Origin of the sequence: Stenotrophomonas sp. ASS1 (genome assembly GCF_004346925.1) — a bacterium.
GTDB lineage: Bacteria > Pseudomonadota > Gammaproteobacteria > Xanthomonadales > Xanthomonadaceae > Stenotrophomonas > Stenotrophomonas maltophilia_A.
Genome location: NZ_CP031167.1, coordinates 2,101,982 through 2,127,101, shown reverse-complemented (window position 1 = coordinate 2,127,101; position 25,120 = coordinate 2,101,982). Strand labels below are relative to the sequence as shown.

Genomic DNA, 25,120 nt, shown 5'->3' with positions numbered 1-25,120 from the left:
CCACCGATGAATGATCTGCTGTCCCAGGACGAGATCGATGCCCTGCTCCACGGCGTGGACAGTGGCGCGGTCGAGACCGATGCGGAACCGCCGTCAGGCGAAGCACGTTCGTACGACTTCGCCAGCCAGGACCGCATCATCCGTGGTCGCATGCCGACCCTGGAAATGGTCCACGAGCGCTTCGCGCGCCTGTGGCGGATCGGCCTGTTCAACCTGATCCGCCGTTCGGCCGAACTGTCGGTGCGCGGCATCGAGCTGATCAAGTTCAACGACTACATGCACTCGCTGTATGTGCCGACCAACCTGAACCTGATCCGCTTCAAGCCGCTGCGCGGTACCGGCCTGATCGTGTTCGAACCGACCCTGGTGTTCGCCATCGTCGACAACTTCTTTGGCGGCGACGGGCGCTACCCGACCCGCATTGAAGGCCGCGAGTTCACCGCCACCGAAATGCGGGTGATCCACCTGCTGCTGAAGCAGACCTTCGCCGACCTGCGCGAGGCCTGGGCACCGGTGATGGATGTCGACTTCGAATACATCAACTCGGAGATCAACCCGCACTTCGCCAACATCGTGACGCCGCGCGAGTACGTGGTGGTGTGCCGGCTGCACGTCGAGCTCGACGGCGGTGGCGGCGACATCCATGTGACCCTGCCGTATTCGATGCTGGAACCGATCCGCGAGCTGCTCGACGCTGGCATCCAGAGCGACCGCAATGATCGCGACGAAAGCTGGGGCCAGACCCTGCGTGAACAGCTCAACATCGCCGAGGTGACCCTGTCCAGCGTACTGGCCAGCAAGCGCATGACCCTGCGTGACCTGACCCAGCTGAAGGTCGGCGACATCCTGCCGATCGAGCTCAGCCCGCAGGTGCCGCTGTGCGTGGAGAACATCCCGGTGTTCACCGGCGAGTTCGGCATCGCCAACGGCATGAACGCCGTGAAGATCACCGCTACCCATCCGCCGGGCACCCGCCCGCGCGCACCCGTCATCCAGGAAGACCCGCAATGAACGATATCGACGCCCTCGAACCGACCCCGGCCCAGTTCGGCACCCTGCAGGCCGAAGAAGGGGCCGGCGCCGACCTCAACCTGGACGTGATCCTCGACGTGCCGGTGACCCTGTCGCTGGAAGTCGGTCGTGCCCGCCTGCCGATCCGCAATCTGCTGCAGCTCAACCAGGGCTCGGTGGTGGAACTGGAACGCGGTGCCGGCGAGTCGCTGGACGTGTTCGTCAACGGCACCCTGATCGCCCACGGCGAGGTGGTGGTGATCAACGACCGCTTCGGCGTGCGCCTGACCGACGTGGTCAGCCCGAGCGAGCGGATCCGGAGACTGCGTTGAGCCTGCTGGCCTCCACCCTGTTGGCGGTCGGCAAGACCGCCGCTCCGGTCGGCCCGCAGATCGGCCAGCACGCAGCCGCCGCACCGAGCCTGTTCGGCGCGGTGCTGGCGCTGCTGGCAGTGCTGGCGCTGGTCATCGGCCTCGGCTGGCTGCTCAAGCGCCTGCCCGGCAGCGGCTTCCGCCCGGCCGACGGCATGAAGGTGGTGGCCAGCCTGAGTGTCGGTGCCAAGGAGCGCGTGGTGGTGGTCGAGGTCAACGGCCAGCAGCTGCTGCTGGGCGTCACCGCTGGCGGCATCAACACCCTGCACACCCTGCCCGAACCGCTGCCGCCGCCCGCGCCGGTGCGCGTGCCGGACTTCAAGAACCTGCCGAATTTCGCCCAGCTGCTGCAGCAGCGGCTGCGCAAGGACCCCTGACATGCGTGTCACCCGTACTCGTCTTGCCATCCTGATGCCGTGGCTGCTGATGCTCGCCCTGTGCCTGTTGCCGGCACTGGCCTTCGCCGCCCCCGGTGCCCCGACCACGCCGCTGCCGGACATCAATGTCGGCAAGATCGGCGGTGCACCGGTCAGCCTGCCGCTGCAGACCCTGCTGCTGATGACCGCGATCACCCTGATCCCGTCGATGCTGCTGGTGCTGACCTCGTTCACCCGCATCATCATCGTGCTGGGCCTGCTGCGCCAGGCACTGGGCACCGGGCAGACGCCGTCCAACCAGGTGCTGCTGGGCCTGGCCCTGTTCCTCACCGCAATGATCATGCTGCCGACCTGGGACAAGGCCTGGAGCACCGGCATGGCGCCCTACCTCAACGGCGAGATCGACTTCCAGACCGCCTGGACGCTGACCACCACGCCGCTGCGCGGCTTCATGCTGGCGCAGATCCGCGAGACCGACCTGATGACCTTTGCCGGCATCGCCGGGCACGGCACCTACGCCAGCCCCGATGCGATCCCGTTCCCGGTTCTGGTCGCCTCGTTCGTCACCAGCGAGCTGAAGACCGCCTTCGAAATCGGCTTCCTGATCTTCATCCCGTTCGTGATCATCGACCTGGTGGTGGCCAGCGTGCTGATGTCGATGGGCATGATGATGCTGTCGCCGATGCTGGTGTCGGCACCGTTCAAGATCCTGCTGTTCGTGCTGGTGGATGGCTGGGTGCTGACCGTCGGTACCTTGGCGGCGAGCTTCAATCCGGCGTGATCGAGAGGCAGTCGAGCATGGCTCGACTCTACAGAAGCACAGTCGAGCATGGCTCGACGCTACATGAGCAGATGGAACCCGAATGACTCCCGAACTTGCCCTGACCGAACTGCGTGGCGGCCTGATCACCGTGTTGTGGGTGGCCGGCCCGCTGCTGCTCACCGTGCTGGTGGTCGGTGTGGTGGTGGGCGTGGTGCAGGCCGCGACCCAGCTCAATGAGCCGACCATCGCCTTCGTCGCCAAGGCGGCGGCGCTGACCGCGGTGCTGTTCGCGCTGGGCAGCCTGCTGATCGGCCACCTGGTGGAGTTCACCACGCTGCTGTTCCAGCGCATTCCACACCTGATCGGCTAGGACACGCGCTTCGATGGACGCCGCCACCCAGATGGCTGCCGACGGCCTGCAGGCCTTCGGCATGATCGGCACCGTGCTGTGGACCATGCTGCGCATCGGCGCAGTGGCCATGGCCATGCCGATGGTCGGTACCCGTGCCGTTCCCGCGCGGGTGCGCGTGGTGCTGGCTGGCACCCTGGCCATCGCACTGGCGCCGCTGCTGCCGCCGGTACCGGACTGGACCGGTTTCGATGCCGCCACGGTCCTTACCATCGCCCGTGAACTGGCCATCGGCGTATCCATCGGCTTCCTGCTTCGGCTGGTGTTCGAGGCCGGCGCGATGGCCGGCGAACTGATCGCCCAGGGCACCGGCCTGGCCTTCGCGCAGATGAGTGACCCATTGCGTGGCGGCACCTCCGGCGTGATCGGCCAGTGGTTCTATCTGCTGTTCGGCCTGCTGTTCTTCACCGCCAACGGGCACCTGGCGCTGATCTCGCTGGTGGTGGACAGCTACCGGGCGCTGCCGATCGGCGCCCCGCTGCCGGACCCGCACGCCTTCTTCAGCATCGCCCCAACCTTCCTGCTGACCGTACTGCGCGGCGCATTGACCCTGGCGATCCCGCTGACTGTGGCAATGCTGGCGGTGAACCTGGCGTTCGGCGTCCTGGCCCGTGCGGCCCCGGCGCTGAACCCGATCCAGCTCGGCCTGCCAGTGTCGCTGCTGCTGGGCCTGTTCCTGCTGGCGCTGCTGGCCGGGGAAATGGGTCCGCCGGTACAGCGCCTGTTCGATGCCGCCTTCCAGGCTGCGGACACGGTCACACACTGACCGGATCATCACGTTTTACTGCTTGCCCTTCCCCCGGGTCTGCGCGTTAGAGTGAATACGCGGCAACCGGGGGGATGTCGCACGTGGCCGGCGCCTTGCGTCGGCCTGCCTCATGCATGCCCCACCGTGGTTTCCGTCGACAGGCAGGTCCGGGAGACTGACGAATGCTGGTAGGCACGTACAACCCGTGGCTGGTGGCGATCTCGCTGCTGGTGGCCGTGATGGCTTCGTACACCGCGCTGGCGATGGCCGGGCGCACGGTCACTGCACCCGGCAAGGGCGCGGCGTGGTGGTGGCGCCTCGGTGGTGGCTTCGCCATGGGCCTGGGCATCTGGTCGATGCACTTCATCGGCATGCTCGCCTTCGATCTGCCCATTCCGCTCGGCTACGACCTGCCCATCACCCTGCTTTCCCTCGCATTGGCGATCGCCTCATCGGTGTTCGCGCTATGGCTGGTTTCGCTGCGTACCCTGCCCCACCCGCGGTTGGCCGGTGGCGCGCTGCTGATGGGCACTGGCATTGCCGGCATGCATTACGTTGGCATGGCCGCAATGCGCATGCAGCCGGGCATCGACTACGACCCGGGCTGGCTGCTTTTTTCGCTGATGGTGGCGGTGGCCGCCTCGTGGACGGCGCTGTACGTGGCGTTCCGCCTGCGCGCGCAGCGCACCCGTGTCGGCGACCGGCTCGCGGCTGCCGGCCTGCTCGGGCTGGCCATCGTCGGCATGCACTACACCGGCATGGCCGCCGCACGCTTTCCGGAAGGCAGCATCTGCGGCGCAGCCGTCGGCGATGGGCTGCAGAGCGAATGGCTGGCCATGCTGGTGGTGGTGCTGACCGTCGCCATCCTGGCCGTGGTGCTGGTGGTCTCCTGGCTGGACCAGCGGGTGGAGGCGCAACTGCTGCGCCTGCGCAATTCCCTGTTGAGTACCTCGCTGACCGACGCACAGCAGGAACTGACCCAGGCCGCACTGCACGACCCGCTTACCCGCCTGCCCAACCGCCTGCTGCTGCAGCGGCGCATCGTGCAGGCGCTGGCCGAGGCCGAACAGGGCGGCAGCCGCTTCGCGGTGATGTTCATGGACCTGGATGGCTTCAAGCAGGTCAACGATGCCTATGGCCACCAGGCCGGCGATGCACTGTTGGTTGCGGTGGCCGAACGCACGCGCCAGCTGCTTCGGCCCAACGACATGCTGGCGCGGCTGGGCGGCGACGAGTTCGTGCTGGTGGTGCGCATCGAGCACGACGAGGACCTGCCGACCCTGGCCCGGCGCATCCTGCAGGCGGTCGGCAGCGGGCCGTTGCTGGCCGACAACGAACTGCAGGTGACCGCCAGCATCGGCGTGGCGATCTGTCCGGATCACGCTGCCAGCGAGCGGCAGCTGATGGCCTTTGCCGATGCAGCGATGTACCAGGCCAAGGAATCCGGACGCAACGCCTTCGTGCTGTTCGCCGACTGGATGAATGACAGCGCCGAACAACAGTTCCGGCTGCTGGCCGACCTGCGCCGGGCCATCGGCAGCGAGCAGCTGTTCCTGCACTACCAGCCGAAGATCCAGGTAGCCACGCAGAAGGTGGCCGGTGCCGAAGCGCTGATCCGCTGGCGCCATCCGGAGCATGGCCTGATCCCGCCGGACCGCTTCATCCGGCTGGCCGAACGCAGCGGTGCGATCAATGAGATCGGGCGCTGGGCGCTGGACCAGGCCTGCCAGCAGCTGCGCCGCTGGCACGATGCCGGGCACGAGGGCTGGTCGATGTCGGTGAACCTGTCGCCGGTGCAGTTCAGTTCGCCGCACCTGCTGCAGGATGTGCGTGAAGTGATCGAACGCTACGACATTGCCCCACGCCACCTGGTGCTGGAGATCACCGAAAGCACGGTGATGCGCGATACCGATACCAGCCTGCGCCTGCTGCAGGCGCTCTCGGCACTGGGCGTGGGCATCTCCATCGATGACTTCGGCACCGGCTATTCCAGCCTGCTGTACCTGAAGCGGTTGCCGGCCACCGAAATCAAGATCGACCACGCCTTCGTGCGCGATCTGGAGCACAGCGCCGAGGACGTGGTGATCGTCTCGGCGATCGTGGCGCTGGGCCACGCGCTGGACATGGACATCGTGGCCGAAGGCGTGGAAACCGCCGCGCAGCGCGCCTACCTGGAGCGGCTGGGCTGCGATTACCTGCAGGGCTACCTGCTCGGCCGCCCGGTGGATGCGGCGCGCTTCATGCAGCTGCATGACCTGCCCCGGCCTCGGGTGGAACTGGCGCAGAGCCCGCCGACGCAGCACCCGCCGGGGTAAATCCAGGCTGCGCTCCCACCTGCACCTGCTCTGGTAGATGCCAACCTTGGTTGGCACATGAACCCATCACGGAACACTTCTTGCACGCACCCCGGCATCCCCTGCCGCAGTGCCCGTGATGTCCGAGAACGAATCCGCCGGCGAAAAGACCGAACAACCTACCGAAAAACGCCTGCGCGACGCCCGTGAACAGGGCAACCTGCCGCGCTCGCGCGAACTTGGCACCGCCGCCGTGTTCGGCGCCGGCGTACTAGCGGTGATGGCCATGAGCGGCTCGATCGGCCGTGGCGCCAGCGCCTGGATGAAGCATGCGCTCAGCCCGGAACAGAGCCTGCGGCAGAACCCGAAGGAACTGTTCGGCCACTTCGGCGACCTGCTGCTGCAGTTCATGCTGGTGATCGCGCCGCTGGTGCTGGTCTGCCTGCTGGCCAGTTTCGTCGCCCCGCTGGTGATGGGCGGCCTGCGCTGGTCGCAGAAGGCGATGATGCCCGACTTCAACCGCATGAACCCGATGAGCGGGCTCAAGCGCCTGTATGGCCCTGAAGCCATCGCCGAGTTCACCAAATCGCTGCTGCGCGTGGCCTTCGTCGGCGTCGCCGCCGGGCTGGTGGTGTGGACCGGCTTCGACACCCTGCGCGGGCTGATCCACCACCCGCTGGAGACCGCCATCACCGACGGCCTCGGCTTCACCCTGCGCCTGCTGCTGGCCACCGCCGGCGCGATGCTGGTGCTGGCCGCCATCGATGCGCCCTACCAGCGCTGGAACTGGATGCGCAAGCTGAAGATGACCCGTGAAGAGCTGCGCCGGGAAATGAAGGAAAGCGAGGGCAGCCCCGAGGTAAAGGGCCGCATCCGCCAGCTGCAGCAGCAGATGGCCAACCGCCGGATGATGGAGGCGGTGCCCACTGCCGATGTGGTGGTGGTCAACCCCACCCACTACGCGGTCGCCCTTAAGTACGAGGGCGGCGCCATGAACGCCCCCAAAGTGGTCGCCCTGGGTGTGGACGAGACCGCGCTGCGCATCCGTGAAGTGGCCGACGGCAACAAGGTCGCTATTGTCTCCGCCCCGCCTTTGGCACGCGCCTTGTATCGGGAAGGCCAACTCGGAAAGGAAATCCCCGTGAGACTGTATTCGGCCGTCGCCCAGGTCCTGTCCTACGTCTACCAGCTGCGCGCCTGGCGCACTGGCCCGATGCCGGACGCCCCGCACATCCAGGTGGATGAATTCGGCAAGGGAGGCCGCCCGTGAGCGCCCAGCCCTCCACCGGTTTCAACACCCGCCGCGCGCTGGAAATGATCCGCCAGGGCCTTGGCGCACCGCTGATCGTGCTGGCCCTGCTGGCCATGGTCGTGGTGCCGCTGGCCGCACCGGTGCTCGATGCCCTGTTCACCTTCAACATCGCCATCTCGCTGATGGTGCTGCTGGCGGTGGTCTACGTGAAGCGCCCGCTGGACTTCACGATCTTCCCGATCGTGCTGCTGATCACCACCATGCTGCGGCTGGCGCTGAACGTGGCCTCCACCCGCGTCATCCTGCTGAACGGCCAGAACGGCCATGACGCCGCGGGCAAGGTCATTGCCGCCTTCGGCGAGTTCGTGATCGGCGGCAACTACGCGGTCGGCATCGTGGTGTTCGCGATCCTGACCATCATCAACTTCGTGGTCATCACCAAGGGCGCTGGCCGCGTCTCGGAAGTGACCGCGCGCTTCATCCTGGACGCGATGCCCGGCAAGCAGATGGCGATCGACGCCGACCTCAACGCCGGTTTGCTGACGCGTGAAGAAGCCAAGCTGCGCCGCGAGGAAGTCCGCGAGGAAGCCGATTTCTACGGCGCGATGGACGGTGCCAGCAAGTTCATCCGTGGTGATGCCATTGCCGGCATCCTGATCCTGTTCATCAACATGCTCGGCGGCCTGGCCGTAGGCGTGCTGCAGCATGGCATGCCGTTCGGCGATGCCGCTGCCACCTACACCCTGCTGTCGATTGGTGATGGCCTGGTGGCGCAGCTGCCGGCACTGCTGGTCTCCAGCGCCGTGGCCATGCTGGTCACCCGCGCCTCGCGTTCGCAGGACATGGCCCAGGCCATGACCGGCCAGGTGTTCGGCCAGTACCGCGCGCTGGCGATCACCGCCGGCATCATCGGCGTGGTCGGCCTGGTGCCGGGCATGCCCAACGTCGCTTTCCTGACACTGTCCGCGATCCTCGGCTTCATCGCCTGGAAGGTCTACCGCAAGGGCAAGGCCGCGGCCACCGATCCGGCAGCCGCAGGCAATGACGCTGCCGCGCTCAACGCACTCGGCCGCCCGGCCGCGCCGGCTCCGACTGCCGAACTGAGCTGGGACGAACTGCGCCCGGTCGATCCGCTGGGCCTGGAGGTCGGCTACCGGCTGATTCCGCTGGTGGACAGCAGCCAGGGCGGCGAACTGATGGCACGCATCAAGGGCGTGCGGCGCAAGCTGACCCAGGACGTCGGCTTCCTGATCCCGTCGGTGCACATCCGCGACAACCTGGAACTGCCGGCCAACGGCTACCGCGTGCTGGTGCACGGCGTACCGGTGGCCACCGCCGAGATCCACCCCGACCGCGAACTGGCCCTGGACCCGGGCAGCGCGCTCGGCGCGCTGGAAGGCATCGCCGGCAAGGACCCCGCATTCGGCCTGGATGCCACCTGGATCCAACCGCACCAGCGTGCCCAGGCTGAAACGCTGGGCTATACCGTGGTCGATCCAGCCACCGTGGTGGCCACCCACCTCTCGCACCTCATCCGCGAACACGCGCCGGAACTGCTCGGCCACGAAGAAGTGCAGCACCTGCTGGCCAACCTGGCCAAGAGCGCACCCAAGCTCGTCGAAGATCTGACGCCGAAGGCACTGCCGTTGTCGGCGGTGGTACGCGTGCTGCAGAACCTGCTGATCGAGCGCATTCCGATCCGCCAGTTGCGCAAGATCGCTGAATCACTGGTCGAACACGCGCCCAACAGCCAGGACCCGGCCGTGCTGACTGCCGCCGTGCGCACCGCACTGGGTCGTTTCATCGTGCAGGAGATCGCCGGAATGTCGGCGGAGCTGCCGGTGTTCACGCTCAACCCACAATTGGAACGTGTCTTGCAGGAGTCCACGCAGGGCAACGGCGCCGCGCTGGAACCCGGACTCGCTGAGCGACTGCACCAGAGCCTGGCCGAATGTGTCAGCAAGCAGGAAGCCCGCAACGAGCCCGCGGTCGTGCTGGTACCTGGCCCGGTGCGTGCCGCGCTGGCCCGCCTGGTCCGCCACAGCGTTCCGTCGCTGTCGGTCCTGGCCTACAGCGAGGTGCCGGAGGACAAGCGCCTGAAGCTGGTCGGAACGATCAGCTGACGCCGCCCTCCGATGCGCCAGAAAACAGACACCACTTTCGAACCAACGCAACAGACAGATACCAAGGGGAACCCGCACCGTGCAGACCACCGACCACCCGAGTTCTCCGACCGCCACCCCGCCGTCTTCGTCCCGTGACCACAGCATGAAAATCAAACGATTCGTCGCCGCCGACATGCGCTCGGCCATGAACCTGGTGCGCAAGGAACATGGTCCTGACGCCGTGATCCTGTCCAACCGCCGGATCGAGGAAGGCATCGAGATCGTCGCCGCCGCCAACTACGACGAGAGCGCCGTGCAGCGTGCACTGGAAGCCTCGCGTCGTGACATCGCTCCGCCGCCGGCGCCGAAGCCGCGCACCGCCGCCGACGCGGTGATCGCCGCGGTCACCCGCCGCCGCAGCAATACCCCGGCACCGGAACCGGTCGCCGCAACCACCTCGGCCGTGGCTGCCCTCGCCCGCGCTGCGGTCGGCGCCACCGGCCGCACCCTGGACAGCGCCGACGAGATCGTGCCGACCCGCGGCAGCACCGGCTTCGCCGCCACCCTGGCACGCGCCGCCGTCAACGAACCGGCGCTGCCGGATCAGATCTTCGCTCCGTTCGCCGAAGCCATCGTCGCACCGGCGCCCAGCACCGCCGCACCAGCCAACCGCGCCCGCTTCCAGATCGACCCGCCGCACGAGACGCATCACGAAAGCGCGGCCCCGGCCGTGCAGCCGCCGCCGCTGCCGACCGCTGCCGTGACCGAAGCGCAACCCGGGATCGTCGCCAGCGAACCGGCACCGGTCGAAGCCAGCGACGAAACCGGCGCTGCCCCCGTGCTGGCCCCAGCCCCGGCACTGACCCTGGTGGCCCAGGACGACGCCGAGATCCGCCAGCTGCGCCAGGAAGTGGCCGGCATGCGCCATGTGATCGAGCGCGAGATGAACCGCTTCACCGACGAGCGCCTGCGCGGCTGCCCGGTGCGCGCCACCGCGCTGGACCTGATGGACGAGTATGGCTTCGATGCCGGCCTGGCCCGCGACGTGGCCATGCAGATCCCGCTGGAGACCGAAGCCCACCGTGGCCGTGGCCTGATGCTGGGGCTGATCTCGCGCAAGCTGCCGATCGCCCCGGTCGACCCGCTGGAAGAAGGCGGCGTGATCGCCCTGGTCGGCCCGACCGGCGCTGGCAAGACCACCACCATCGCCAAGCTGGCCTCGCGCTTCGCCGAGAAGCACGCGCCGCGTGACGTGGCCCTGGTCACCACCGACACCACCCGCATCGGTGCCCGCGAGCAGCTGTACGGCTACGGCCGCCAGCTCGGCATCGCGGTGCATGAGGCCAACAGCGGCACCGACCTGGACCAGCTGCTGGAACGCTTGAAGGACTACAAGCTGGTGCTGATCGACACCGCCGGCCTGGGCCCGCGCGACCGCGCACTGGCCGCCCAGCTGCAGTGGCTGCGTGCCGCGCGCCAGGTCCGCACCCTGCTGGTGCTGCCGGCCAACACCAGCTTCGGCGACATGGACGAGGTGGTCCGCCGCTTCGGCGCCGCCAACCTGCAGGGTCTGGTACTGAGCAAGCTGGACGAGACCGGCCGCTTCGGCAACGCCCTGTCGGTGGCCGTGGATCATGCCCTGCCGATCACCTGGGTGACCGATGGCCAGGACGTCCCGGAGGACCTGCACCGGGCCAGTGCAGCCAATCTTGTACTTCGCCTTGAAGATTTGCGCCGCGCGGCCGATATGCCCTGCAACCCGGAGTTGAACCATGCCGTCGCGTGAGTACGCCAAGCTGACCAAGACCTTCCCGCTGTCGGCCACCCGCAGCGAGCCGCTCGGCCCTGTGCGCACCATTGCGGTCACTGGCGGCAAGGGCGGCGTGGGCAAGACGAATGTGTCGGCCAACCTGGCCGTGGCGCTGGCTGGCATGGGCAAGCGCACGCTGCTGCTGGACGCCGACCTCGGCCTGGCCAACATCGACGTGATCCTGGGCCTGAACCCCACCTTTACGCTGGCCGACCTGGTCGCCGGCCGCTGCACGCTGGATGACGTCATCGTCGAAGGCCCGAACGGCGTGCTGGTGGTCCCGGCCGCATCCGGCCGCCGCCACATGGCCGAGCTGGCCCCGGCCGAGCACGTTGGCCTGGTCAACGTGTTCTCCGAACTGGAGCGCGAGCTGGACATCATGGTGGTGGACACTGCCGCGGGCATCACCGATGGCGTGCTGACCTTCTGCCAGGCCGCACAGGACACCGTGGTGGTGGTCTGTGACGAGCCGGCCTCGATCACCGACGCCTACGCACTGATCAAGGTGCTGTCGCGCGAGCGTGGCGTGGACCGCATCCAGGTGGTGGCCAACATGGTGCGCGACCCCAACGAGGGCCGCGTGCTGTACGAGAAGCTGACCCGCGTCTGCGAGAAGTTCCTTGCCGATGTCTCGCTGAACTACCTGGGCTGCGTGCCGCAGGACGATTGGCTGCGCCTGTCGGTGCAGCGCCAGCAGCCGGTGGTGAAGGCCTATCCGTCCAGCCCGGCGGCGCTGGCGATCACCGAGATCGCGCGCCGTACCGCGCGCTGGCAGGCGCCGACCGAACCGCGTGGCGGCGTCGAGTTCTTCCTCGAACGCATCCTCAAGCAGCGTGGGGTGACGGCATGAAAGGCGCAGCCCAGTACAGGGAAGTGCAGCGCTCGGCGGCGAACGAAGTCATCGCCCAGCATTCGGACCTGGTGCGGCGCATCGCCCACCACCTGGCCGCGCGCCTGCCGGCCAGCGTCGAGGTCGATGACCTGATCCAGGCCGGCATGATGGGACTGATCGAAGCCTCGCGCAGCTATGACGCCGACCAGGGTGCTTCTTTCGAGACCTACGCCTCGATCCGCATCCGTGGTTCGATGATCGACGAGATCCGCCGTGGTGACTGGGTCCCGCGCTCGGTGCACCGCCGTGCACGTGATGCCGCCGCCACCATCCGCCGCCTGGAGCAGAGCAGTGGCCGTGCCGCCAGCGCCACTGAAGTGGCCGCCGCGATGGAGATGCCGCTGCCCGAGTACCTGCGGCTGATGGAAGACGCTGCACGTGGCCAGGTGCTGAGCCTGGAATCGCGCATCGAGGACCAGGGCGAGCTGGACACCGTCGCCCAAGGCGGGCCGACCCCGCAGCAGGTACTGGAGCGCGGTGAGTTCGGTCGCGAGCTGGGCAAGGCCATCGGCCACCTGCCCGAGCGCGAACAACTGGTGCTCTCGCTGTACTACGAGCAGGAACTGAACCTGAAGGAGATCGGCGCAGTGCTCGGCGTGAGCGAGTCGCGGGTCTGCCAGATCCACGGCCAGGCGGTACTGCGCCTGCGTGGCCGGCTGAAGCTGTTCGAGGCTGCCGACGCAGGCCTCGAAGAATGAACATCCCCGAGGCGGCTGCCCCCGGCCGTCCGGAATGAACAACAAAGGAATTCTGCTTTGAACAAGAACATGCGCATCCTGATCGTCGACGACTTCTCGACCATGCGTCGAATCGTCAAGAACCTGCTGGGCGATCTGGGCTTCACTAATACCGCCGAAGCCGAGGACGGGCATGCCGCGCTGTCGCTGCTGCAGAGCCAGCCGTTCGATTTCGTGGTCACCGACTGGAACATGCCGGTGATGACCGGCATCGAGCTGCTCAAGGCGATCCGTGCCGATGCCAAGCTGAAGACCCTGCCGGTGCTGATGGTCACGGCAGAAGCCAAGCGCGAGCAGATCATCGAAGCCGCCCAGAGCGGTGTGAACGGCTACATCATCAAGCCGTTCACCGCGCAGACGCTGGAAGAGAAGCTCGGCAAGATCTTCGAACGCCTGGCGGCCAGCGCCTGATGGATACCACGGTCGACAAGAACGCCCTCGCCCTGCGCCTGCAGGAGGCCCTGGACGCGCTCGAATCCGGTGACGAGGCCGCCTGGCGGCAGCGCATCGACGGGCTGGTCGCGCTGCGCACGCAGCCGATGATGAGCGGCCTCTCGCGGCTGGCCCGCGAGCTGGGACAGGCGCTGGGCGAACTGCCGACCGTGCCGAGCGAAGCCGGCGAACTGGACGACGCCTGCGCGCGACTGGACCACGTGGTGGCGATGACCGAACAGGCCACGCACCGCACCCTGGACCTGGCCGAGGAATGCCGCAGCCTGACCGAACAGCTGCGCGCTGAAGGCCTGCAGCCGGGCCAGGACGCGCAGCTCGAGCGCATCCGCCACAACCTGACCGAGATCGCCCTGACCCAGAGCTACCAGGACCTGACCGGGCAGATCATCCGTCGCGTGGTCGGCATCGTCCGCCGCGTGCACGAAGGCTTCGGCGCGCTCGGCCTGCCGCCGGAACAGCATCGCACCGACCCGGAACTGGCCGGGCCGGCACTGAAGGGACTGGACCGCCACGCGGTCTCGCAGAACGACGCCGACGACCTGTTGTCGGATCTGGGGCTGTAAGCATGAGCGCGGTATCCGACGACATCACTGCCGATTTCATCATCGAGGCGCAGGAGATCCTGGATCGCCTCGGCGAACAGCTGGTGTCGCTGGAGCAGGCACCGCAGGACAGCGACCAGCTCAACGCGGTGTTCCGCGGCTACCACACGCTCAAGGGCGGCGCCGGCTTCCTCGGCGTCACCGCCATGGTAGAGCTGTGCCATGCCGCTGAAGAGGCGCTGGGCGCCGCACGTGCCGGCCAGGCCGTGCTGCAGGCCCACCACTTCGACGCGGCCCAGCAATCGCTGGACTACCTGCAGTCGATGCTGGACGCGGTTTCCTCCGGCACCGAGCCGGGCTATGCGCCGCCGGACCTGATCGCACAGTTCGACGTGCACGGCGGTGCCGTGGCTGCACCCGCCGCCGCAGCAGCACCCACCGCGGGTGGCAGCGACCTGATCACCGACGACGAATTCGAGGCGCTGCTCGACCAGCTGCATGGTGGCAACGCGCCGACCGCGGTCGCGCCAGCGAAGAAGGCCGACGACGGACTGATCAGCGAAGACGAGTTCGAAGCCCTGCTCGACCAGCTGCACGGTGGCGCCGCACCGGGCACCAAGCCTGCGGCCGTGGTGGCACCGGCACCGATCGCAGCGCCGCGCCCGGTCGCCGCACCGGCACCGGTGGCGAAGCCGGCCGCCAAGCCGCTGGCCGAGGCCGAACATACCGTGCGCGTGGACACCAAGCGCCTGGACGCGATCGTCAACCTGATCGGCGAACTGGTGCTGTCACGCAATCGGCTCAAGACCCTGCGTGCACGCCTGCGCGATGAAGAGCTGGACCGCGCCGTGTCCACGCTGGATATCGCCACCGCCCGCCTGCAGTCGGCAGTGATGCGCACCCGCATGCAGCCGGTGGGCAAGGTGTTCTCGCGCTTCCCCAAGGTTGCCCGCGACGTCGCCCGCTCGCTGAAGAAGGAAGTGGACCTGGAACTGATCGGCGCCGAGACCGAGCTCGACCGCAACCTGGTCGAAGCGCTGGCCGACCCGCTGGTGCACCTGGTCCGCAACGCCATCGACCATGGCGTGGAAATGCCCGACCTGCGCGAGGCACAGGGCAAGCCACGGATGGGCCATGTGCGCCTGTCCGCACAGCAGGAAGGCGACTACGTCAGCATCGAGGTGCAGGACGATGGCGCCGGCATCGACCCGGAAAAGCTGCGTGCCAAGGCGCGCGAGAAGGGCCTGATCGATCCGGAAGCCGCCGCGCGCCTGAGCAGCGAGGAGTGCCTGCACCTGGTGTTCCTGCCCGGCTTCTCGACCAAGCAGCAGGTCACCGACATCTCCGGTCGTGGCGTCGGCATGGACGTGGTGCAGTCACGCATCCGCGAACTGAGCGGCCAGATCCAGATCCAGTCGGAGCTGGGCCGTGGCAGCCGCTTCCTGATCCGCGTGCCGCTGACCCTGGCGATCCTGCCGACCCTGCTGGTGCAGGCCGGCGAGGACGTCTATGCGCTGCCGCTGGCCCGCGTGATGGAAGTGCTGCACGCGCCGCGCACCTCGCTGGGCTGGTTCGATGGCCGTGCCGTGCTCGACCGCCGCTCGCACACGCTGCCGCTGGTCGATCTGCGCCAGTGGCTGGATGTGACACCGGCCGCCTCGCCCCTGCTGACCATCGTGGTGCTGCAGGCTGGCGAAGCGCGCTTCGGGCTGGTCGTGGACCAGGTACGCGGGCGTGAGGAAGTGGTCATCAAGCCGCTGCCGAAAGCGCTGCGCGGCCTGCGCGGTTATGCCGGTGCAACCTTGATCGGCGATGGTCGCATGGCGCTGATCCTGGACGTGGACGGGCTGCGATGAACCCCGCCGGGCCATGCCCGGCGCCCCGAAAACTGTGACTACCGTCTGTACGCGATCTACCGGTGTCTCAAGTCCCATTCATACACGCCGATACCGGAACCATGGATAGACTCAGCCTCATTGGACTCTTTCTCGCCCTGGCCTCGCTGGTCGGCGGCAGCATCCTCAAGGGCGCCGGCCTGGCGTCGTTGTGGTCGCCTGCGGCGTTCGTGATCGTCATCGTCGGCACCGTCGCCGCGATCCTGCTGCACACCTCGCCGGCGGTGTTCAAGCATGCCTTCAAGATCGTGCGCTGGGTCGTGCGCCCGCCGCACAGCGATCGCCGCGAACTGATCCAGCAGATCGTCGAGTGGAGCAACATCGCCCGCCGCCAGGGCCTGCTGGGCCTGGAATCGCAGGTGGAAGCACAGCAGGACCCGTTCCTGCGCAAGGGCCTGCAGCTGCTGGTGGACGGCGTCGAACCCGAATCGATGCGGCACATGCTGGAAATCGAACTGGGCAGCCAGGAACACCAGGACCAGGCCGGTGCCAAGGTCTTCGAAGCGATGGGCATCTATGCACCGACGCTGGGCATCATCGGTGCCGTGCTTGGCCTGATCGCGGTGATGAAGAACCTGGCCGACCCGAGCAAGCTCGGCCATGGCATCGCCGCAGCGTTCACCGCCACCATCTACGGCATCGCTTCGGCCAACCTGCTGTTCCTGCCGGTGGCCGCCAAGCTCAAGAGTGTGATCTCGCACAACACCCGCGACCGCGAAATGGTCATTGAAGGCCTGATCTCGATCGCCCAGGGCGAAAACCCGCGCAACATCGAAACCAACCTCTCCGGCTTCCTGCACTGACATGGCCCGCCGCAAGCACCACGAAGAGCACGCCAACCACGAAGCATGGGCGATCCCCTATGCCGACCTGATGACGCTGCTGCTCGCCTTCTTCGTGGTCATGTACGCGATTTCCTCGGTGAACGAAGGCAAGTACCGGATCATGGCCGACGCGCTGACCGATGCCTTCGGGGGCGCGCCGCGCACGATCAATCCGGTACAGGTCGGCAACAAGCAGGTGCAGGGTGGCGGCTGGGACAGCCCCTCGGTGATCAAGTCCGGCACCAAGATCGGGCCCTCGGCGCCTGCGCCGTCGCACGACCCGACCCTGCTGCCGTCGATGACCTCGCAGATGCGCATGCCTGTTTCGGTGCACAACCAGGAGCAGATCGCGCGCGCCGAGCGCCAGCTCAACAGCATCGCCGACCGCCTGACCGCCGCGCTCGCGCCGCTGATCGACCGCGGCATGATCAGCGTGCGCCGCACCGAGCTGTGGATCGAAGTCGAGATCAACAGCGACATCCTGTTCCCCACCGGCTCGGCGGCGCTGGACGTGCATGCGCGGCAGACCCTGGCCAGCCTGGCCGAGGTCCTGCGCGACGTGCCCAACAGCGTGCGCGTGGAAGGCCACACCGACAACGTGCCGATCGCCACCGCCACCTTCCCGTCGAACTGGGAACTGTCGGCCGGGCGCGCGGCCAGCGTGGTGCACCTGTTCGCCGACCAGGGCGTGCAGCCGTCGCGGCTGGCGATGGTCGGCTACGGCCAGTTCCGCCCGCGCGAAGAGAACGACAGCGCACAGGGCCGCAACCGCAACCGCCGGGTGATGGTCATCATCCTGGCCGACACCTCGCACTCGGTGGACCCACTCGGCCAGCGCCTGAACGCAGCCACCGGCGCCACCCGGAACACCGATACCGAACAAGCCGCGGCAACTCCGGCTACCGCCCCCACCTCCCCCATCGCACCGGTGAAGTTGCCGCCGGTGCCGGCTGGCAGCCGCGTCGGCGCCGCCGTTCCCCCGGCAATGAAGGAGTAATCCGATGCGCATCTGGGCAGTCGCCAACCAGAAGGGCGGAGTCGGCAAGACCACCACCACCCTCGCCCTCGGCCGCGGACTGGCCGCACTTGGCCATCGCGTGCTGCTGATCGACCTCGATCCGCATGCCTCGCTCAGCCGCGCGTTCGGCGTACCGGTGGACCCGCCGCCGGCTGGCGTGCTGGAGCTGTTCGGCGCCCCGCCCGCCGATCTTTCCAGCCTGTGCCATGCCAGCAGCATCCATGGCCTGGACTATGTCTGCGCGCAGTCGGCGCTGGCCACGCTGGAGCGACGCAGCGCCAACCAGCCCGGCCTTGGCCTGGCACTGCAGAATGCGCTTGCCCGCCACCAGGGCCAGCACGACTACATCCTGCTGGACTGCGCCCCCACCCTCGGCCTGTTGATGATCAATGCGCTGGCCGCAGCCGATCGCCTGATCATCCCCACCCAGGCCGAGCCGCTGGCCCTGCATGGCCTGGATGGCATGGTCCGCACCGGCGAGATGGTCGAACGCTCGCGCCGCCGCCCGCTGCCGATCTCGATCCTGCCGACCCTGTTCGACCGCCGCACCCGCGCAGGCAACGAGTCGCTGCGCACGATGCAGGATCGTCACGGCACCCGTGTGTGGGAAGACGCGATTCCGATCGACACCCGCATCAGCAACGCCGCCGGCCTGACCCTGCCGAGCGTTGGTGAGGATTACCCGGGCCGCGGCCTGGCCGCCTATCGCCGCGCGCTGAACTGGATCCTCGGCGAGGATGCCCGCGCTCTGGAGCAGGCCGCATGAACAGCACCGGTGTACTGGACGACTACCTGGACGAACTGCTGGGCGAAGCGATCGCCGCGGCACCACCGGCTGCACCGCCGCCGGCGAGCGACGAAGCGTCCCCGGCAATTGCAGCCGACGCCGAACGCGAGCCGACCTGGGATGACCTGCCGGCCGAGGTGATCTACGAAACCGAGACCGTCGCCGCTGCGCCTGCCGTCGACAACGCCGCACTCGAAGCCGCCTTCGACGCGGCCGCAACGGCTGAGCGCGAACCCACCTGGGACGATCTGCCCGCCGAAGTGATCTACGAAACGGAGACTGTTGCTGCTGCCGCGGCAGAGGACGACGCAGCACTGGAGGCCGCCTTCGAGGCCGCCGCAATGCCTGTCGCCGCCCCCGAGCGCGAACCGACCTGGGATGACCTGCCTGACGAGGTGATCCACGAGACGGCCCCTGCTCCCGCCACCGCCACCGCCACCGCCACCGCCAAGTCTGGCCCGGAACCTACATGGGACGACCTGCCGGACGAAGTGATCTACGAGACCGATCCGGCCGACAGCCATCGACTCGCCCACACCGACAGCCCCGGCCTGGAGGCCGCGTTCGAGGCCGCTGCCGGCGGCGAGGACGTTCCTGCGCCACCAGCGGCCGTGGTCACAGCACCCGCTCCAGTTGCGCGCACCGATGCCGCACCGCCCCCGCGCGTGGCCGTGGACGCGCCAGCAGGCAACCGCCCGAGCAGCTGGCAGGAGCTGCAGGCACAGGCACATCGGCCCGCCAGCAGCCCGCATCCGCAGAACCGACGCGCCGGCGAGCGCACCTCGCGCTGGCTGCGCCTGCGCTGCGGCACCCAGGCCTATGCACTGGAACTGCTGAAAGTGCAGGAAGTGGTGCTGCCGGTGCCGCTGCTGCCGTTGCGCGGCACTGCGCCGGCCATGCTGGGCATCATGAACCTGCGTGGCCAGGTGGTACCGGTGATGGATCTCGGCCTGCACCTGGGCGCCGCGGCCGCCGAAGACGACTCACAGACCCGCATCGTGGTGCTGGAGGAAGACGGCGAGACCATCGGCCTGCGCGTGTCGGCAGTGGAAGATGTCGCCAACCTCACCGATTCGCAGATCGAACCGCCCGATACCGCGCGCATCTGCCAGATCTCCAACGACCTGTTCCGTGGCGTCGCCCGGGTCAGCCAGCGCCCGATGATCCTGCTGGATGCCACCCGGCTGTTGAGTTGAACGAAAAAAGGGGACGGAGGGGATTAAGTCGCAAGTGGCTCGGCGCTTTGCGCCGACGCGGTGCCTGTCGGGGACGCAAGGAGTTGATCCGTTGGATCAACACCTTACGTCCCCACTGCGCGGTCGCCGTTGCCGAGGGGGCTGCCGTAGAGCCAGGTCGCTTGCGACTTGATCCCCTCCGTCCCCTTTTCAGCTGCGCCCGCATCGACGCACCGCGTCGATTCCCCTAAAGAACCCCACCGGGGTGCCGTTATGGATCACGGAACCGTTTGTCCGGAGCAACGATGAGCACTGTCGAACTGGGTGGGGATCTCGGCATCGAGAGCACCACCGAGCTCAAGAACCGCCTCGCCCCGCTGGTGGCGCAGGCAGGCGAGCTGACCCTGGATGCCAGCCAGGTCGCCCGCATCCACACGGCCGCCGTGCAGGTGCTGTGTGCGTTCGTGCAGGCCCGCCGCGAGGCAGGCCTCGGCACCGGCTTCCTCGGTTGCACTGCAACCTTCCGTGACGCCGCGCGCCTGCTGGGCGTCACCCAGGCCCTGGGCCTGGACGTAACCCATGACAACCTGAAATCTGTGGAGAACGCTGCATGAGCGCACGTATCTTGGTGGTGGACGATTCGGCGTCAATGCGCCAGATGGTGTCCTTCGCCCTCACCTCGGCCGGTTTTGCCGTCGAAGAAGCTGAAGACGGCGCGGTCGCGCTCGGTCGCGCCAAGGGCCAGCGCTTCAATGCGGTAGTCACCGACGTCAACATGCCGAACATGGACGGCATCGCGCTGATCCGCGAACTGCGCCAGCTGCCGGACTACAAGTTCACGCCGCTGCTGATGCTGACCACCGAATCGGCCGCCGACAAGAAGTCCGAAGGCAAGGCCGCCGGTGCCACCGGCTGGCTGGTCAAGCCGTTCAATCCGGAACAGCTGGTCGCCACCGTGCAGAAAGTGCTGGGCTGATCGCCCGCCACCGCTCCCCCTCTTCGCTTCCGGACCACCACTGCCATGAGCATGGACCTGCAACGCTTCCACGCCACCTTCTTCGAGGAGAGCCGCGAAGGCCTCGACGCGATGGAGGCTGGCCTGCTGGCCCTGGAATCGGGGCAGCAGGACGCGGAGATCATCAATTCGGTGTTCCGCGCCGCCCACTCGATCAAGGGCGGCGCCGGCACCTTCGGCTTCGACGCGATCGCCGGCCTGACCCATGTGCTGGAAACGCTGCTCGATGAGCTGCGTGCCGGCAAGCGGGCGCTGGAAGGCCACGCCGTCGACGCCATGCTGTCCTCGGTGGACGTGCTGCGCGCCCTGCTGCGCGAAGCCGAACACGGCCAGGCCGCCGATCCCGCCGCAGTTGCTGCGGTGAAGGCGCGCCTGGAGGCGGTTCTTTCCGGGGAGGCCGCAGCGAGCGCCCCCGCGGCCGCCGCAGCCAAGGTGGACGATACGCCGGAAGCCTGGCAGATCGGCTTCACCCCGGCGCCATCGCTATTCATGAGCGGCAACGACCCGCTGCGCATCATCCGCGAACTTGAGCACCTGGGTTCGCTGCAGGTCGCCGCGCGCATGGAACGCCTGCCCGGCTTCGCCCAGCTCGACCCGCTGGAGGCCCACCTGGCGTGGGACCTGGGCCTGGTCGGCAAGGTGCCGCGCAGCAAGATCGAAGACACCTTCGCCTGGGTGCTGGACGACTGCGAACTGGACATCCGTCCGGCTGCGCCGCCGAGCCTTGCCACCGAGGCACCTGCCACACCCGCCCCTTCCACACCGGCTGCCGTTGTACCGGCGGCACCCGCCGCCGCTGCCAGCAGCGCTGGCGGCCAGGAAGCCGAAACCTCGATCCGGGTCAGCGTCGACAAGGTCGATGCGCTGATCAACCTGGTCGGCGAACTGGTCATCACCCAGGCCATGCTCAAGCAGGTCTCGCACGCGCTGGACCCGGTGCACGCCGAGAGCCTGTTCGCCGGCCTGGACCAGCTTGAACGCAACACCCGCGACCTGCAGGAAGCGGTGATCGGCGTGCGCATGCTGCCGGTCGATGCGGTGTTCCGCCGCTTCCCGCGCCTGGTCCGCGACCTGTCCAGCCGCCTCGGCAAGCAGGTACGCTTGCGCACCGTCGGCGAAGGCACCGAACTGGACAAGGGCCTGATCGAAAAGATCGCCGATCCGCTGGTGCACCTGGTGCGCAACTCGATCGACCACGGTCTGGAAATGCCCGACGTACGTCGCGGTGCGGGCAAGGACGAGACCGGCACGATCACCCTGGCAGCCTCGCATCAGGGCGGCCATATCGTCATCGAAGTCAGCGATGACGGCCGCGGCCTGGACCGTGCCAAGATCCTGGCCAAGGCCACCGAACGCGGTCTGGCGGTGCCGGACAACCCGACCGATTCGCAGGTCTGGGACCTGATTTTCCAGCCGGGTTTCTCCACCGCCGATGCAGTCACCGACCTGTCCGGCCGTGGCGTCGGCATGGACGTGGTCCGCCGCAACATCCAGGCGCTGGGGGGCGAGGTCCAGATCGAAAGCAGCCTCGGCGCTGGCACCCGCACGCTGATCCGCCTGCCGCTGACCCTGGCCATTCTCGACGGCATGACCGTGGCGGTGGCCGGTGAAACCCTGATCCTGCCGCTGGCTTATGTGCTTGAGGCCCTGCAGCCGCAGGCCGAGGACATCCGCAGCATGGCCGGCGAAGGCCGCGTGCTGCGCGTGCGTGGCGAGTATCTGCCGATCCTGTCGCTGAGCGAGTACTACGGCTACGGCAACCGCGCACCGGGCAGCGAATCGCTGGTGGTGGTGGTTGAAGGTGATGGCCAGAAAATTGCGCTGGAAGTGGACGAGCTGGTCGGCCAGCAGCAGGTGGTGGTGAAGAACATCGAGAACAACTACCGCCGCATCGGCGGGGTATCCGGTGCCACCATCCTTGGCGATGGCCGCGTGGCCCTGATCGTCGACATCGGCGGTCTGGTGCGCTCGCTGCGGATGCCGCAGGCCGCCTGATCTACGTTGCATGCGTGCACTGAGCCGCCGCCCTTCGGGGCGGCGGTTTTCGTTTGCGCGCACGGCCACGATCTGACCGCGCTCGCTTCGCCAGGCATACCGTGAACTCCGTCTGCACGAAGGTTTCGGGCGCAACCTTGCCGTTCAAGCGAAATCCCTGTCATGGCGCCACTTTCGCGCCGCCGTCCCTACGCAACCGAATGTGATCTGCGTCCATAAAGTCCATCCGAACTGCGCCGCTATTTCGCTTTGACGGCCGTCACCGAACCCCCACCGGGCACCACCGTTCGCTCTGCAACCACCCCCAGCCGACGCAACGACGCCGGCGCCCTGCCCACCTGGAGCACCCTGCATGAAGTGGTTCCACGATCTGCCCATCGCCCGCAAGCTGGCCGTGGGGTTCACCCTCACCACCCTGATGACCGTCGTACTGGGCGCTTTCGCTCTGGTCCGCCTGTCCGAGGCCAACGCGCAGTTGAGCGCGATGGCCTCCAACGATATTCCGTCCGTGCAGTACCTCGGCGAAGTGCGCTCGCAGCTAGGTGAGTTCCGAACCTATGAGCTGGCCCAGCTGAGCATGCTGGACCAGCCCGAGAAGGTGGCCGACTACAACAAGCGCATGGACGACACCGCCGCCGTCGTGCGCGAACAGCTGGCCGCGTACGCCAAGCTGCCGGCCGGCGCCAAGGAGCGCGAGCTCTACCGCGCCGTGCAGGCCGACGTCGATGGCTACTTCGCAGCCAATGCCAAGCTGCGCGAAGCGGCCACCGCCGGCGATGGCGTCGTCGCACGGCAGATCTCCGACGACCAGTCACGCCCGCTGCGCCGCAAAGCCTTTGAAGACCTCAAGGCACTGGGCGCGTACAGCAGCTCGCTGATGCAGGACAAGATCAACAACGCCAACGCCACCCACCGCAACAGCATGCTGGCGATCATTGCCGCCGTAGTATTGCTGGTTGTGGTCGCCGCAACCCTGGCAACGGTCATCTCGCGCGCCGTCACCGGCCCGCTCGGTAAGGCCGTGCATGCCATCCAGGCCGTTGCCCGTGGCGATCTCAGCGTCAGCACCCAGGCCACCAGCAAGGACGAAGCCGGCAAGATGCTGGCCGCCACCACCGAAATGACCGCGATGCTGCGCCGCTTCTCCGAGCAGACCCAGTTGATGGCGCAGATGCACGCCGGTCCGGACATCAGCCATCGCATTCCGGAAGACTTCCCGGGCGTCTACGGGCAGCTGGCCAGCGGCATCAACACGGTCATCTTCGAACATCTCGACGCGATCCGCGATGCCATCGACGTGCTCAACCAGTACGCCACCGGCAACCTCACCCCGGACGCACGCCGCCTGCCCGGCAGCCGCGCGATCCTGCACGAGTCGATGGATGCGGCCAAGGCCAGCCTGCTGGCCATCAACACGCAGATCCAGCAGCTGGCCTCGGCGGCTGCCGCCGGCGACTTCAGCCAGCGCGGTGATGCGCAGCGTTTCGATCACGATTTCCGCGTGATGATCGAGCAGCTCAACAGCATGATGCAGGTGGCCGACGGCAACCTCGGCCAGCTCTCGCAGCTGCTGCAGTCGATCGCCGCCGGCGACCTGACCGCGCGCATGGACGGCCAGTTCAACGGCGTGTTCGCACGCATGCGTGACGACGCCAACACCACCGTCGCGCAGCTGACGCAGATCGTCGGCCAGATCCAGGCCAGCGCCGGCAGCATCACCCTCGCCGCCGGTGAGATCGCTTCGGGCAACAGTGATCTGTCGCGCCGCACCGAGCAGCAGGCCGCCAATCTGGAAGAAACCGCCGCGTCGATGGAGGAACTGACCTCCACCGTGCGCCAGAACGCCGAACACGCCCGCCAGGCCAACCAGCTCGCCATCGGCGCACATGGCGTCGCCTCGCAGGGCGGTGAAGTGGTCGGCCAGGTGGTCACCACCATGTCGGCCATCGAAGCCTCGTCGAAGAAGATCGCTGAGATCATCTCGGTCATCGACGGAATCGCCTTCCAGACCAACATCCTGGCGTTGAATGCTGCAGTGGAAGCTGCCCGCGCAGGTGAACAGGGCCGTGGCTTCGCCGTGGTCGCCAGCGAAGTGCGCACCCTCGCCCAGCGCTCGGCTGCGGCCGCCAAGGAGATCAAGGGCCTGATCGACGACTCCGTCGGCAAGGTCGCCGAAGGCTCCAGCCTGGTGCACCAGGCCGGCAGCACCATGGGCGAGATCGTCGCCTCGGTGCAGCGCGTGACCGACATCATGGCCGAGATCTCCGCAGCGTCGCAGGAACAGAGTGCCGGCATCGAGCAGGTCAACCAGACCGTGGTGCAGATGGACGAGACCACCCAGCAGAATGCTGCGCTGGTGGAAGAAGCCACCGCTGCCGCACGTGCAATGGAAGACCAGGCCGTGCAGCTGGGTGAAGCCGTGGCCCGCTTCCGGCTGGCATCACAGGGCACGACGGCCATCCCGGCACGCCCGCTGGCGGCACCGGTACCGCGCCAGGTCGCAGCCGCCGCATCGGCCGCAAAGCCGGTCCCGGCGCGTACGCTGCGCACGGCGACGGCCCAGCCGGCGCTGGCCGCAGACGGCGACTGGCAGGAGTTCTGATGTACCCGGGGTCGGATCCCTTTCCTTCGGGAAAGGGATCCGACC

At 67.7% G+C, this 25,120-nt stretch carries 23 protein-coding genes; all 23 read left to right on the top strand.

The features are described 5' to 3' along the window. The first annotated feature begins 6 nt into the window (after positions 1-6). The 23 genes from fliM (at position 7) to MG068_RS09910 (ending at position 25,075) form a co-directional block, all read left to right on the top strand. Positions 7-1,011 (top strand): flagellar motor switch protein FliM, encoded by a 1,005-nt coding sequence (gene fliM / locus MG068_RS10020; protein WP_032129211.1) that lies wholly within the window; start codon positions 7-9, stop codon positions 1,009-1,011. After that, positions 1,008-1,343: a flagellar motor switch protein FliN gene (gene fliN / locus MG068_RS10015; protein WP_012510967.1), complete on the top strand. Its 336-nt coding sequence runs from the start codon at positions 1,008-1,010 to the stop codon at positions 1,341-1,343. The genes fliM and fliN overlap by 4 nt, the downstream gene beginning before the upstream one ends. Continuing rightward, complete coding sequence (fliO, locus tag MG068_RS10010; RefSeq protein WP_032129212.1) at positions 1,340-1,759, top strand: flagellar biosynthetic protein FliO; 420 nt, start codon at positions 1,340-1,342, stop codon at positions 1,757-1,759. Before fliN ends, fliO begins: the two co-directional genes overlap by 4 nt. Before the next feature lies 1 nt (position 1,760). After that, positions 1,761-2,540 (top strand): flagellar type III secretion system pore protein FliP, encoded by a 780-nt coding sequence (gene fliP, locus MG068_RS10005; RefSeq protein ID WP_132810052.1) that lies wholly within the window; start codon positions 1,761-1,763, stop codon positions 2,538-2,540. 82 nt (positions 2,541-2,622) lie between these two features. Continuing rightward, entirely contained in the window at positions 2,623-2,892 is a 270-nt protein-coding gene (locus MG068_RS10000; protein ID WP_012510965.1) for a flagellar biosynthetic protein FliQ, read from the top strand. Positions 2,893-2,905: 13 nt separating this feature from the next. Then, positions 2,906-3,697: a flagellar biosynthetic protein FliR gene (fliR, locus tag MG068_RS09995; protein WP_012510964.1), complete on the top strand. Its 792-nt coding sequence runs from the start codon at positions 2,906-2,908 to the stop codon at positions 3,695-3,697. A gap of 164 nt (positions 3,698-3,861) precedes the next feature. Further along, positions 3,862-5,994 (top strand): putative bifunctional diguanylate cyclase/phosphodiesterase, encoded by a 2,133-nt coding sequence (locus tag MG068_RS09990; RefSeq protein ID WP_121503205.1) that lies wholly within the window; start codon positions 3,862-3,864, stop codon positions 5,992-5,994. Positions 5,995-6,112: 118 nt separating this feature from the next. Next, a complete protein-coding gene (flhB, locus tag MG068_RS09985) occupies positions 6,113-7,243 on the top strand; it encodes a flagellar biosynthesis protein FlhB (protein ID WP_107432403.1) in 1,131 nt (376 codons plus the stop codon). 44 nt (positions 7,244-7,287) lie between these two features. Continuing rightward, positions 7,288-9,348, top strand: a complete 2,061-nt coding sequence (flhA, locus tag MG068_RS09980) for a flagellar biosynthesis protein FlhA (RefSeq protein WP_177179529.1) — start codon at positions 7,288-7,290, stop codon at positions 9,346-9,348. A 145-nt stretch (positions 9,349-9,493) separates the two neighbouring features. After that, complete coding sequence (gene flhF, locus MG068_RS09975; protein ID WP_049401184.1) at positions 9,494-11,116, top strand: flagellar biosynthesis GTPase FlhF; 1,623 nt, start codon at positions 9,494-9,496, stop codon at positions 11,114-11,116. Beyond that, positions 11,103-11,990 carry a MinD/ParA family ATP-binding protein gene (locus tag MG068_RS09970; protein WP_049401182.1) on the top strand — a complete coding sequence of 296 codons (888 nt, stop codon included), beginning with the start codon at positions 11,103-11,105 and terminating at the stop codon, positions 11,988-11,990. Before flhF ends, MG068_RS09970 begins: the two co-directional genes overlap by 14 nt. Continuing rightward, positions 11,987-12,730 carry an RNA polymerase sigma factor FliA gene (locus tag MG068_RS09965; RefSeq protein ID WP_049401180.1) on the top strand — a complete coding sequence of 248 codons (744 nt, stop codon included), beginning with the start codon at positions 11,987-11,989 and terminating at the stop codon, positions 12,728-12,730. Before MG068_RS09970 ends, MG068_RS09965 begins: the two co-directional genes overlap by 4 nt. Before the next feature lie 57 nt (positions 12,731-12,787). Further along, positions 12,788-13,180 (top strand): chemotaxis response regulator CheY, encoded by a 393-nt coding sequence (gene cheY / locus MG068_RS09960; protein ID WP_006365466.1) that lies wholly within the window; start codon positions 12,788-12,790, stop codon positions 13,178-13,180. Further along, the gene (locus MG068_RS09955; protein ID WP_006442968.1) at positions 13,180-13,785 is read left to right on the top strand and encodes a protein phosphatase CheZ; all 606 of its coding nucleotides are present in this window, start codon (positions 13,180-13,182) and stop codon (positions 13,783-13,785) included. Before cheY ends, MG068_RS09955 begins: the two co-directional genes overlap by 1 nt. A gap of 2 nt (positions 13,786-13,787) precedes the next feature. Continuing rightward, positions 13,788-15,620, top strand: a complete 1,833-nt coding sequence (locus MG068_RS09950; RefSeq protein ID WP_132810051.1) for a chemotaxis protein CheA — start codon at positions 13,788-13,790, stop codon at positions 15,618-15,620. 101 nt (positions 15,621-15,721) lie between these two features. Further along, a complete protein-coding gene (locus MG068_RS09945; RefSeq protein WP_010482457.1) occupies positions 15,722-16,462 on the top strand; it encodes a flagellar motor protein in 741 nt (246 codons plus the stop codon). A gap of 1 nt (position 16,463) precedes the next feature. Next, the gene (gene motD / locus MG068_RS09940; RefSeq protein WP_071229212.1) at positions 16,464-17,480 is read left to right on the top strand and encodes a flagellar motor protein MotD; all 1,017 of its coding nucleotides are present in this window, start codon (positions 16,464-16,466) and stop codon (positions 17,478-17,480) included. Between the two features lie 4 nt (positions 17,481-17,484). Continuing rightward, positions 17,485-18,267: a ParA family protein gene (locus tag MG068_RS09935; protein ID WP_005413243.1), complete on the top strand. Its 783-nt coding sequence runs from the start codon at positions 17,485-17,487 to the stop codon at positions 18,265-18,267. Continuing rightward, the gene (locus MG068_RS09930; RefSeq protein WP_132810050.1) at positions 18,264-19,484 is read left to right on the top strand and encodes a chemotaxis protein CheW; all 1,221 of its coding nucleotides are present in this window, start codon (positions 18,264-18,266) and stop codon (positions 19,482-19,484) included. The genes MG068_RS09935 and MG068_RS09930 overlap by 4 nt, the downstream gene beginning before the upstream one ends. 284 nt (positions 19,485-19,768) lie before the next feature. Then, the gene (locus MG068_RS09925; protein WP_049461535.1) at positions 19,769-20,077 is read left to right on the top strand and encodes an STAS domain-containing protein; all 309 of its coding nucleotides are present in this window, start codon (positions 19,769-19,771) and stop codon (positions 20,075-20,077) included. Beyond that, a complete protein-coding gene (locus MG068_RS09920) occupies positions 20,074-20,439 on the top strand; it encodes a response regulator (protein ID WP_005409521.1) in 366 nt (121 codons plus the stop codon). Before MG068_RS09925 ends, MG068_RS09920 begins: the two co-directional genes overlap by 4 nt. A 45-nt stretch (positions 20,440-20,484) precedes the next feature. Then, complete coding sequence (locus MG068_RS09915) at positions 20,485-22,473, top strand: chemotaxis protein CheA (protein ID WP_032129224.1); 1,989 nt, start codon at positions 20,485-20,487, stop codon at positions 22,471-22,473. A gap of 352 nt (positions 22,474-22,825) precedes the next feature. After that, on the top strand, positions 22,826-25,075 hold the full coding sequence (locus MG068_RS09910; RefSeq protein ID WP_132810049.1) for a methyl-accepting chemotaxis protein: 2,250 nt from the start codon (positions 22,826-22,828) through the stop codon (positions 25,073-25,075). Positions 25,076-25,120: the final 45 nt, after the last annotated feature.

Bases quoted from the DNA above. Each gene is read 5' to 3' on its own strand.
- flhF (WP_049401184.1), top strand. From the start codon at position 9,494: ATGAAAATCAAACGATTCGTCGCCGCCGACATGCGCTCGGCCATGAAC.
- fliP (WP_132810052.1), top strand. From the start codon at position 1,761: ATGCGTGTCACCCGTACTCGTCTTGCCATCCTGATGCCGTGGCTGCTG.
- MG068_RS09930 (WP_132810050.1), top strand. From the start codon at position 18,264: ATGAACAGCACCGGTGTACTGGACGACTACCTGGACGAACTGCTGGGC.
- flhB (WP_107432403.1), top strand. From the start codon at position 6,113: ATGTCCGAGAACGAATCCGCCGGCGAAAAGACCGAACAACCTACCGAA.
- MG068_RS10000 (WP_012510965.1), top strand. From the start codon at position 2,623: ATGACTCCCGAACTTGCCCTGACCGAACTGCGTGGCGGCCTGATCACC.
- MG068_RS09910 (WP_132810049.1), top strand. From the start codon at position 22,826: ATGAAGTGGTTCCACGATCTGCCCATCGCCCGCAAGCTGGCCGTGGGG.
- MG068_RS09945 (WP_010482457.1), top strand. From the start codon at position 15,722: ATGGATAGACTCAGCCTCATTGGACTCTTTCTCGCCCTGGCCTCGCTG.
- flhA (WP_177179529.1), top strand. From the start codon at position 7,288: ATGATCCGCCAGGGCCTTGGCGCACCGCTGATCGTGCTGGCCCTGCTG.
- MG068_RS09950 (WP_132810051.1), top strand. From the start codon at position 13,788: ATGAGCGCGGTATCCGACGACATCACTGCCGATTTCATCATCGAGGCG.
- MG068_RS09955 (WP_006442968.1), top strand. From the start codon at position 13,180: ATGGATACCACGGTCGACAAGAACGCCCTCGCCCTGCGCCTGCAGGAG.
- MG068_RS09925 (WP_049461535.1), top strand. From the start codon at position 19,769: ATGAGCACTGTCGAACTGGGTGGGGATCTCGGCATCGAGAGCACCACC.
- MG068_RS09915 (WP_032129224.1), top strand. From the start codon at position 20,485: ATGAGCATGGACCTGCAACGCTTCCACGCCACCTTCTTCGAGGAGAGC.
- MG068_RS09935 (WP_005413243.1), top strand. From the start codon at position 17,485: ATGCGCATCTGGGCAGTCGCCAACCAGAAGGGCGGAGTCGGCAAGACC.
- motD (WP_071229212.1), top strand. From the start codon at position 16,464: ATGGCCCGCCGCAAGCACCACGAAGAGCACGCCAACCACGAAGCATGG.
- MG068_RS09990 (WP_121503205.1), top strand. From the start codon at position 3,862: ATGCTGGTAGGCACGTACAACCCGTGGCTGGTGGCGATCTCGCTGCTG.
- fliR (WP_012510964.1), top strand. From the start codon at position 2,906: ATGGACGCCGCCACCCAGATGGCTGCCGACGGCCTGCAGGCCTTCGGC.
- MG068_RS09920 (WP_005409521.1), top strand. From the start codon at position 20,074: ATGAGCGCACGTATCTTGGTGGTGGACGATTCGGCGTCAATGCGCCAG.
- MG068_RS09970 (WP_049401182.1), top strand. From the start codon at position 11,103: ATGCCGTCGCGTGAGTACGCCAAGCTGACCAAGACCTTCCCGCTGTCG.
- fliM (WP_032129211.1), top strand. From the start codon at position 7: ATGAATGATCTGCTGTCCCAGGACGAGATCGATGCCCTGCTCCACGGC.
- MG068_RS09965 (WP_049401180.1), top strand. From the start codon at position 11,987: ATGAAAGGCGCAGCCCAGTACAGGGAAGTGCAGCGCTCGGCGGCGAAC.
- fliN (WP_012510967.1), top strand. From the start codon at position 1,008: ATGAACGATATCGACGCCCTCGAACCGACCCCGGCCCAGTTCGGCACC.